General features: G+C 36.9%; 1 protein-coding gene. It reads left to right on the top strand.

The genetic code is table 11. The annotated features are described in order from the left end of the window. Window positions 1-64: 64 nt before the first annotated feature. Complete coding sequence (locus EZE20_RS23850) at window positions 65-955, top strand: IS1595 family transposase (RefSeq protein ID WP_132122534.1); 891 nt, start codon at window positions 65-67, stop codon at window positions 953-955. Window positions 956-969 lie beyond the last annotated feature (14 nt).

Here is a 969-nt window from a genome sequence, read left to right as displayed (position 1 = left end):
TTGAACTAGGCTCTTGGTAAATATAGTTAAATTTCTTAAATTACTTGAAATTAAACTAGTTAGTATGGAAAATCGCTTTAAAAGTTTGACGTTATTTGAATTTCAGGAAAAATTCCCTGACGATGATAGCTGTAAACTCTATTTGGCTAATTTAAAGTGGAGTAATGGTTTTTCCTGCTCAAAATGCGGACACACCAATTATTGTGCTGGCAATGGCTCCTATGATCGTCAATGTACGAGCTGTAATTATATTGAATCCCCAACTGCTGGGACTCTTTTTCATCAGGTTAAATTCTCCCTTTTGAAGGCCTTTTACATCATTTATTATGTCTCAACGAGCAAAAATGGAATCAGTAGCACCGAACTGAGCCGAAAACTCGGATTACGTCAAAAGACTTGTTGGTTATTCAAACGAAAGGTTATGTCGGCCATGAAAAGTAGCCAAAATTTTCCAATGGAAGGAAAAGTGGATGTTGATGAAACCTATGTTGGAGGTCAGGACGACGAAGCACTTGGAAGAAATGAAGGAAAAAAGAAGATTGTCGTTGTCGCAATTGAGCGTAAGGGGAAGGGTGTTTCACGCATGTATGCCAAGGTTATTAAAACTGCCAGTAAGCAGAATTTGAAAGAATTCATGATACAACATATTGATAATGAGGCAGAAGTTAGAACGGATAAATGGGGGGGCTATCGAGGTTTAGAGTCGGAGTTCCCAAAATTAAAACAAGAAAAATCAGAGAAAAAAGGGAAAAACTTCTCTCAATTACACCGAAGTATCATGATGTTCAAAGCCTGGCTAAGAGGAACCCATCATTCAGTAAAACACCTACAAGCCTACGTTGATGAATATACCTACCGATATAATAGGCATAAAATGAAAGAGGGAATATTTGAAAACCTTATCAATAGATTAGTAAAAGCAGCACCATTGCCCTACAAATTTATTATTGCCTAAATGCCTAGTTCAAT

It is taken from the genome of Arundinibacter roseus, from assembly GCF_004348825.1.
GTDB lineage: Bacteria > Bacteroidota > Bacteroidia > Cytophagales > Spirosomataceae > Arundinibacter > Arundinibacter roseus.
Note: the sequence above shows the minus strand (reverse complement) of the source record. Positions and strands in the feature narration are given on the sequence as shown.